This window comes from Thermobacillus xylanilyticus (assembly GCF_907165215.1).
Lineage (GTDB): Bacteria > Bacillota > Bacilli > Paenibacillales > Paenibacillaceae > Thermobacillus > Thermobacillus xylanilyticus.
Map to the genome: position 1 here is coordinate 59219 of NZ_CAJRAY010000056.1, position 6868 is coordinate 66086.

Annotated in this window: 8 protein-coding genes; 6 read left to right on the top strand and 2 right to left on the bottom strand. The window is 63.8% G+C overall.

The window, feature by feature from the left end; translation table 11 throughout:
- The first annotated feature begins 75 nt into the window (after positions 1 to 75).
- Genes KJQ12_RS11575 through KJQ12_RS11585 form a run of 3 tightly spaced genes read left to right on the top strand, consistent with a single transcriptional unit; the run spans position 76 to position 2440 of the window.
- Positions 76 to 1173: a quinone-dependent dihydroorotate dehydrogenase gene (locus KJQ12_RS11575; protein WP_213484790.1), complete on the top strand. Its 1098-nt coding sequence runs from the start codon at positions 76 to 78 to the stop codon at positions 1171 to 1173.
- Positions 1174 to 1197: 24 nt separating this feature from the next.
- On the top strand, positions 1198 to 2016 hold the full coding sequence (gene yjbM, locus KJQ12_RS11580) for a GTP diphosphokinase (protein ID WP_015254358.1): 819 nt from the start codon (positions 1198 to 1200) through the stop codon (positions 2014 to 2016).
- On the top strand, positions 2000 to 2440 hold the full coding sequence (locus tag KJQ12_RS11585; protein WP_213484791.1) for a DUF309 domain-containing protein: 441 nt from the start codon (positions 2000 to 2002) through the stop codon (positions 2438 to 2440). Before yjbM ends, KJQ12_RS11585 begins: the two co-directional genes overlap by 17 nt.
- Positions 2441 to 2475: 35 nt before the next feature.
- Here the strand turns inward: KJQ12_RS11585 and KJQ12_RS11590 are convergent, their stop codons facing one another.
- Together KJQ12_RS11590 and KJQ12_RS11595 are read right to left on the bottom strand one after the other, a co-directional pair.
- Positions 2476 to 2970, bottom strand: coding sequence for a PCYCGC motif-containing (lipo)protein (locus KJQ12_RS11590; RefSeq protein ID WP_213484792.1), 495 nt, complete (start codon positions 2968 to 2970; stop codon positions 2476 to 2478).
- A complete protein-coding gene (locus tag KJQ12_RS11595) occupies positions 2967 to 3464 on the bottom strand; it encodes a thioredoxin family protein (protein WP_213484793.1) in 498 nt (165 codons plus the stop codon). Before KJQ12_RS11595 ends, KJQ12_RS11590 begins: the two co-directional genes overlap by 4 nt.
- A 122-nt stretch (positions 3465 to 3586) precedes the next feature.
- Between KJQ12_RS11595 and KJQ12_RS11600 the strand changes: the two genes are divergently transcribed.
- The 3 genes from KJQ12_RS11600 to KJQ12_RS11610 are packed head-to-tail and all read left to right on the top strand — an operon-like array spanning position 3587 to position 6764.
- On the top strand, positions 3587 to 5164 hold the full coding sequence (locus KJQ12_RS11600) for an RsmB/NOP family class I SAM-dependent RNA methyltransferase (RefSeq protein ID WP_213484794.1): 1578 nt from the start codon (positions 3587 to 3589) through the stop codon (positions 5162 to 5164).
- Entirely contained in the window at positions 5164 to 5925 is a 762-nt protein-coding gene (locus KJQ12_RS11605; protein WP_213484795.1) for a pseudouridine synthase, read from the top strand. The genes KJQ12_RS11600 and KJQ12_RS11605 overlap by 1 nt, the downstream gene beginning before the upstream one ends.
- A 32-nt stretch (positions 5926 to 5957) precedes the next feature.
- Positions 5958 to 6764 (top strand): Cof-type HAD-IIB family hydrolase, encoded by an 807-nt coding sequence (locus KJQ12_RS11610; RefSeq protein ID WP_213484796.1) that lies wholly within the window; start codon positions 5958 to 5960, stop codon positions 6762 to 6764.
- Positions 6765 to 6868 lie beyond the last annotated feature (104 nt).

Genomic DNA, 6868 nt, shown 5'->3' on the forward strand with positions numbered 1-6868 from the left:
CACGCTTTCTTTTTCCCTCAGGAAAAGATAAACTGTTGCAGTAGAGCATACGGACTGTAGAACGGAGTGGAACGCATGTTGTATCGCACGATTGCCAGACCGATTCTGTTCCGGATGGATCCGGAGCGGGCGCACCGGCTGATCGTCCACGGGCTCGGCAAGGCCGTCAGGCTGCCCGGGGTGCTGCCGATGATGCGCAGCTTCTGGGACGTGAAGCCGGATCCGCGGCTGGAGACGGAACTGTTCGGCATCCGGTTCCGCCATCCGGTCGGGCTTGCCGCCGGGCTGGACAAGGATGCCGTCGCGGTGGAGGGATTTGCCGGCATGGGTCTGGCGTTTCTCGAAGTCGGCACGGTGACGCCGGTCGGCCAGCCCGGCAACGATCGGCCGCGCCTGTTCCGGCTGCCGGACGACGAAGCGCTCATCAACCGGATGGGCTTCAACAACGAAGGCGCGGAGGCGATGGCGGCCCGGCTCGCGAGGCTCCGGGAGCGCCGCGTGCCGATCGCCGTCAACATCGGCAAGAACAAGGCGACGCCGAACGAGAAGGCGCCCGATGATTACCGCGCCTGCCTGCGGGTGCTTTACCCTTACGGCGATTTCTTCGTGGTCAACATCAGCTCGCCGAATACGCCCGACCTGCGGAAACTGCAGCACGGCGAGGAGCTGAAGGCGCTGCTTGACGCCGTGCATGGGGAGATTGCGGAGCAGGCAGCCAGGACCGGCGGAGCGCCCAAACCGGTGGTCGTCAAGCTCGCGCCGGACATGACCGAAGCCGAACTGGAGCAGACGGTCGACATTCTGGCAAGCGGCGGCGTCTCCGGCATCATCGCCACGAACACGACGCTGTCGCGGGACGGACTCACGCATCCGAACCGCACGCAGCAGGGCGGCCTGAGCGGCCGTCCGCTTCGCGAACGGTCGACGGACGTGATCCGGACGATTTACCGCCTGACCGGAGGAAAACTGCCGATCATTGGTTCCGGCGGCATTTTCGACGCGCGGGATGCATACGATAAGATTCGCGCCGGCGCATCGCTTGTCGAGATCTATACGTCGCTGATCTACAAAGGTCCGGGCGTCGTGCGCAGCATCGCCGCCGAATTGTCCGCTCTGCTTGCCCGGGACGGCTTCCGCCGGGTCGGCGACGCGGTAGGAGCGGATCATCGCTAGCTTCTTGCGGGAGGAGGTTTCCGCATGGACGGACGGGATTGGAACTTGTTTTTGCTGCCTTACGAACAAGCCGTCGAAGAACTCAAGGTCAAATTCAGAACGCTCCGCAGCGAGCTCAAGACGCGTCAATCCTACGCGCCGATCGAATTCGTCACCGGCCGGGTGAAGCGGATCTCGAGCATCCTCGAGAAGGCGAAGCGGCTGAACGTGCCGATGGACCGGCTGGAAGAAGGCATCGAGGACATCGCGGGCATCCGCATCATGTGCCAGTTCGTCGAAGATATCCGCATTGTCGCGGATTCGATCCGGGAGCGCAAAGATTTGACGCTCGTATATGAGAAAGATTACATCACGAACCACAAGGAGAGCGGTTACCGCAGCTATCACATGATCGTCGAATACCCGGTGCAGACGGCGCTCGGGCTCAAGAAAGTGCTCGCCGAAGTACAGATCCGCACGCTCGCGATGAATTTCTGGGCGACGATCGAGCACTCGCTCAACTACAAGTACAAGCAGCAGCTTCCGGCGCACGTCAAGGAGCGGCTGCGCAAGGCGGCGGAAGCCGCGTTCCGGCTGGATGAGGAGATGTCGAGCATCCGCAAGGAGATTCTTGAAGCCCAGCGAACCTTCGAGGACAGCTCGAATCTCGTCTCGAACGTGCTGGCCGGCATCCAGGAGCTCTATTTCTATCACAAGGTGCGGGAAGCGGCGCGCTACCAGCTCCGATTCAACGAATTGTGGGAGCAGGAAGACGTCATCGGGCTGAAATTGCTGGCGGAGGACATCCAGGCGTCGATCGAGCGGGCCAAGGGAGGAGAGGCGGCGCTTGGCGACAGATCCTAAATTCGTCCGGTTTCTCGTCCTGTTCAACCGCGACCGGGACTATTACGAATGTCATGATGTCATGGAGGAATTGTGGCTTGAGGAAGGACGAAGCCGGTTCTGGCAGGGGCTGTTGCAGGTTGCCGTCGGGCTTCATCATTATGAAAACGACAATTATACCGGCGCCGTTAAACTGCTGCGCGCCGCGCTGGAGAAGCTGGACGGGTACGCGGATGCGGAGGCGGGCATTGATGTAAAAAGGCTGCGGGAAGACGCGGCTGCGGTGCTGGCGCCGCTCGAAGCGTGGCTGGCGGAAGGCTCGGGCGGCCATCCGCCGGAGCCCGAGCCGATCGAGATCCGCGTGATCGATCCGCAGCTGGCCGGGCTGGTCGCCGCGGAAACGGCGCGTCCGCACGGGGATCAGCCCCGCGCGGACGGCGAATAGACGGGTATGTCCGGCAGGCACATTCCGGACCGGAATTACAGGCCTGCCGGTTTGTACTTGGCGTCGATGGCGTCCCGGATCTCGTCCGTCGACTTGCCTTGCTTGGCAAGCGCCATCACGTCTTCCAGCTCCATCTTGCAGATGCCGCACGCCGCACTGTGGTCGCTCCATACGATGGAGCCGTCGGCCCGTACTTCGGCGATGTAGCAGCGAAGCAGCGAATCGTGCGGGTTGTCCAACTGCATGCAGCCGCAGTAGCAGTTGATATGGCGCAGGATTTCCCGGTATTGATAGGCGGCGGCGTACAGATCGGCCGTGTGGTTCGTATAATTCAGCAGAAACGAGGGCAATTCATCGGGCCCGGACGTCGTCTCGAGCAGATCGCCTTCGGTTGTCATGCCGTGATCATGCCCGCTGCCGGCCGATCCGCCGGCTGAATCCTTGCCGCCTCCGCATCCGGCCATGATCAGAAAGGCCGCCAAGAACAGGATGACGCCGCCGAGAAGCCAGTCGCGTCTCGTCAACCTCATGACGCTTCTCCTTTCGGGTTCTGCAAGAACGCCTTGTAGTCGTCGGCCGAATGTCCGGCAGCGCCGATGCCGCCTTCAATTCGGGCAACTTCCTTGCCATCTTCGAAGTAGGCCAGCGTCGGGGTGTACTCGATGTTGTATTTCCGATAGTATTCCTGAAATTCGGCGAGGTTGAACTGCGGCAGGTCGATGTTCAGATCCTTCGCGATCGGCATCAGGATCGGCGTCGTTTCGCGGCAGTAGCCGCAAGTCGAAGCGAAGAAATAGACGAACGTCGGCTCGCCGCTGGCGATCCGTTCCTCGAGCTTGCCGGGCAGGATGATGTTCTGGTAGTTCGGATCCTTGAGCAGTTCCCGCGTCGCCGGGTTGAGATCCGACACCGGCTTGTCGTACAGATCGCTGCGATTCATGTACTTCAGGGCAAACAGGGCACCGAACAGGACGATGACGACGGCCGCGTAAATGAAAGGCATCTTGCTTCTTTTCTTCCGCATGGGTTGACGCTGAACCTCCAATAATCCGATAATGGGTGGCATGATGGCTGATCTTATTATACATAATACCATCTATACTAACAAAATTGATGTTACAATATTGAGGAAAGTGAGGGGCAAGGATGTCCATCCGGCTGCCGGAGCCGTTCGTCGCCCGCATGCGAGTGCTGCTCGGCGATGAATTTGACGATTGGCTGGCGTCGTACGGGGCGCCGCGCCGGTACGGCCTGCGCGTCAACACACTGAAGACGGACGGCGAATCGTACCGGATGCGATCGCCGCTTTCCGCCGGCCTGAAGCCGGTGCCGTGGGCGGAGGCCGGCTATTACTATTCGGAAGAAGATCGGCCCGGCAAGCATCCGCACTATCATGCCGGGCTTTATTATATCCAGGAGCCGAGCGCGATGGCGCCCGCCGAGCTGCTCGACGTGCGGCCGGGGCACCGGGTGCTCGACCTGTGCGCGGCGCCGGGCGGCAAGTCGACCCAGATCGCCGCGAAGCTCAAGGGGCAAGGGCTGCTCGTCGCGAACGACAACGCCCGCGAGCGGACGAAGGCGCTCGCCCGCAACCTGGAACTGGCCGGCGTCCGGAACGCCGTCGTCCTGAACGAGGAGCCGGAGCGGCTCGTGCCGGTCTTCCGCGCGTTCTTCGACCGCATTCTAGTCGACGCGCCCTGCTCGGGCGAAGGGATGTTCCGCAAGGACGAGTCGATGATCGCCGACTGGCTGCGGTATCCCGCGGCGCATTGGACGTCGATGCAGCGGGAGATTCTGCGCCATGCGGCCGAAATGCTTGCGCCGGGCGGCGTGCTCGTCTACTCGACCTGCACGTTCTCGCCGGAGGAGAACGAGGAGCGGATCGCCGAACTGCTCGCGGAGCGGCCGGATTTCGAGGTCGTGCCGGTACCGCCCGCGCACGGCTGGGCGCCGGGCAGGCCGGACTGGGTAAGCCTCGAAGGGATCGATCGCCGCCATGTCGATGCGGTCGCCGGTACGGTGCGTCTCTGGCCGCACCGTATCGAAGGCGAAGGCCACTACGCGGCCGTGCTGCGCCGCAAGGTCGAAGCCGGCCGGGAGAGCGTCGCGGTGAATCCGCGTCCGGGCGGCCCGGACGACGAGTCTGCAGGTACGCCCGGCAGGCCGCGCTTGAAGACGCGGCAATATGCCGGCAGACGCGGAAATGGCGGCAAGCCGGGACAGCGCGGGAAGGCGCGCGGATACATTGCAAATGTCAGCGATGCGGATCCCGTGGACGCATGGCGGTCATTTCAGGAGGAACTGCTGCCCGGACTCGGCGGACTGCCCGGCCGGCTGGTCGCGGTCGGGGAGAAGCTGTACGCGCAGCCGGCGGGCGTTCCGGAACTGTCGGGCTTAAGCGTCGTGCGCCACGGCTGGCTCCTGGGGGAAGCGCGGCGCGGACGTTTCGCGCCGTCCCAGGCGCTGGCGATGGGGCTGGCGGCGGAAGAGGCCGCGCGGCGCGTCGAATACGGCGCGGACGAGCCGGAAGCGCTGAAATATTTGAAGGGCGAGACGCTGCCTCTCGAGCCGGAGCGGCTGACGCTCCGGCCCGGCGAAGACGGCCGATTGCCGGATGCGGCCGGTTACGCGCTCGTCTGCATCGACGGCTATCCCGTCGGCTGGGGCAAGCTCAGGGACGGCCTGCTCATCAACGAGCGGGCGCCCGGATGGAGGTGGATGTAATGGCGCGCGGGATGCGGCTGGACAAGCTGCTCGCCCATGCGGGCTGCGGCACGCGGAGCGAGATCAAGCGCGCGGTCAGGCTCGGCCGGGTCGAAGTGAACGGCGCGCCGGCCCGGGACCCGGGCATGACCGTCGATCCCGAAGGCGACGCGGTCAGCCTGGACGGCAAGCCGGTCCGGTACCGGGAATATGTCTATTTCATGCTGAACAAGCCGCCGGGCGTCATCTCGGCGACCGAGGACGCGCGGGAGAAGACCGTCATCGACCTGCTGCAGGCGGAAGACCGGGTGCGGAACCCGTTTCCCGTCGGCCGGCTGGACAAGGATACGGAAGGTCTGCTGCTGCTCACGAACGACGGACGACTGGCGCATGAGCTGCTTTCGCCCCGGAAGCATGTGGACAAAGTGTACGAAGCGGTCGTGGCGGGCGCGGTCGGCGAAGCCGATGTCCGGGCGTTCGAAGCGGGCGTGACGCTGGACGACGGATACCGGACGATGCCGGCGTTGCTCGCCGTCACGGAAGTGCGGGAGTCGGAGGACGGCCCGCTGTCGCAGGTCTCGGTCACGATCCGGGAAGGAAAGTTTCATCAGGTGAAACGGATGTTCGAAGCGGTCGGCAAGCGGGTCGTCCGGCTGCGGCGGATCGCGATGGGGCCGCTCCGGCTCGATCCTTCGCTGCCGCCCGGAATGTATCGCGAACTGACGGAGGAAGAGATGGAGGCGCTCGCCGCGATTGCGGCGGGCGCGTGGTCCGAACGTTGACGCCGGACGGATGGGAGAGGAGAGAATGCAACATGAACCGAAAATTCGACCTGATCGCGATCGATGTGGACGGAACGCTGCTGAATGACCGGCACCAGCTGACGCCGACGGTGATTGAAGCGGTCCGGGAAGCGGCGGAGAGCGGCGCCGAGATCGTGCTCGCGACCGGCCGCGGACCGATCAACTCGATTCCGCTGCTGGAGGAAATCGGCCTTGCGGGCACGCTCATCACGCACAACGGCGCGGCGACGGTGGAATCGGAAGGACGCAGGGTGCTGCACAGCTTCAGCATTCCGCACGAGGCGATGGTCCCCTATATGGAATATTGCCGCGAAAACGGCGTCCATTTCGACATCAACACCGCTTTCGACATGTACAACGAATCGTCGACACCCGAGGCGGATGCCATGTACGTCCATTACCGCGTCGTGCCGATCCGCCGCCGGCCGGACGATCCGCTTCCGCCGGACCTCGTGAAGTTCACGGCGTTCGGCTCGAAGGAACAGATGGACCGCGTGCAGCGCGAGTGGGAAGCGTGGGACAGTCCGCTGCGCCGCATCCGGAGCGGGGACTGGTTCATCGACGTCCAGCATGCCGACGTGAGCAAGGGGAAGGCGCTTGAGCGGCTGGCGTCGCTCAGGGGCATCGACCGGAGCCGCATCATGGCGATCGGAAACTATTACAACGACATCGACATGCTCCGATTCGCCGGCCTCGGGATTGCAATGGGCAATTCGCCGGACGAGGTGAAGCGGGCCGCGGACGCCGTGACGCTCTCGAACGAGGAGGACGGCGTCGCGCATGCGATCCGCCGCTACGCGCTAGGGGCAAGCTCATGAGGCGCCTGAAAATGGGAAATCCGCCGGAAGGCCGGCGGATTTCGTCGCTGTACGCCCGGCATGGGCGTCATCTCTACGGTGAAAGTCCGGAATGGGGGCTGGCG

Coding starts and splice junctions, on each gene's coding strand:
- yjbM (WP_015254358.1), top strand. CDS start 1,198: ATGGACGGACGGGATTGGAACTTGTTTTTGCTGCCTTACGAACAAGCC.
- KJQ12_RS11575 (WP_213484790.1), top strand. CDS start 76: ATGTTGTATCGCACGATTGCCAGACCGATTCTGTTCCGGATGGATCCG.
- KJQ12_RS11590 (WP_213484792.1), bottom strand. CDS start 2,970: ATGAGGTTGACGAGACGCGACTGGCTTCTCGGCGGCGTCATCCTGTTC.
- KJQ12_RS11595 (WP_213484793.1), bottom strand. CDS start 3,464: ATGCGGAAGAAAAGAAGCAAGATGCCTTTCATTTACGCGGCCGTCGTC.
- KJQ12_RS11605 (WP_213484795.1), top strand. CDS start 5,164: ATGGCGCGCGGGATGCGGCTGGACAAGCTGCTCGCCCATGCGGGCTGC.
- KJQ12_RS11610 (WP_213484796.1), top strand. CDS start 5,958: ATGAACCGAAAATTCGACCTGATCGCGATCGATGTGGACGGAACGCTG.
- KJQ12_RS11600 (WP_213484794.1), top strand. CDS start 3,587: ATGTCCATCCGGCTGCCGGAGCCGTTCGTCGCCCGCATGCGAGTGCTG.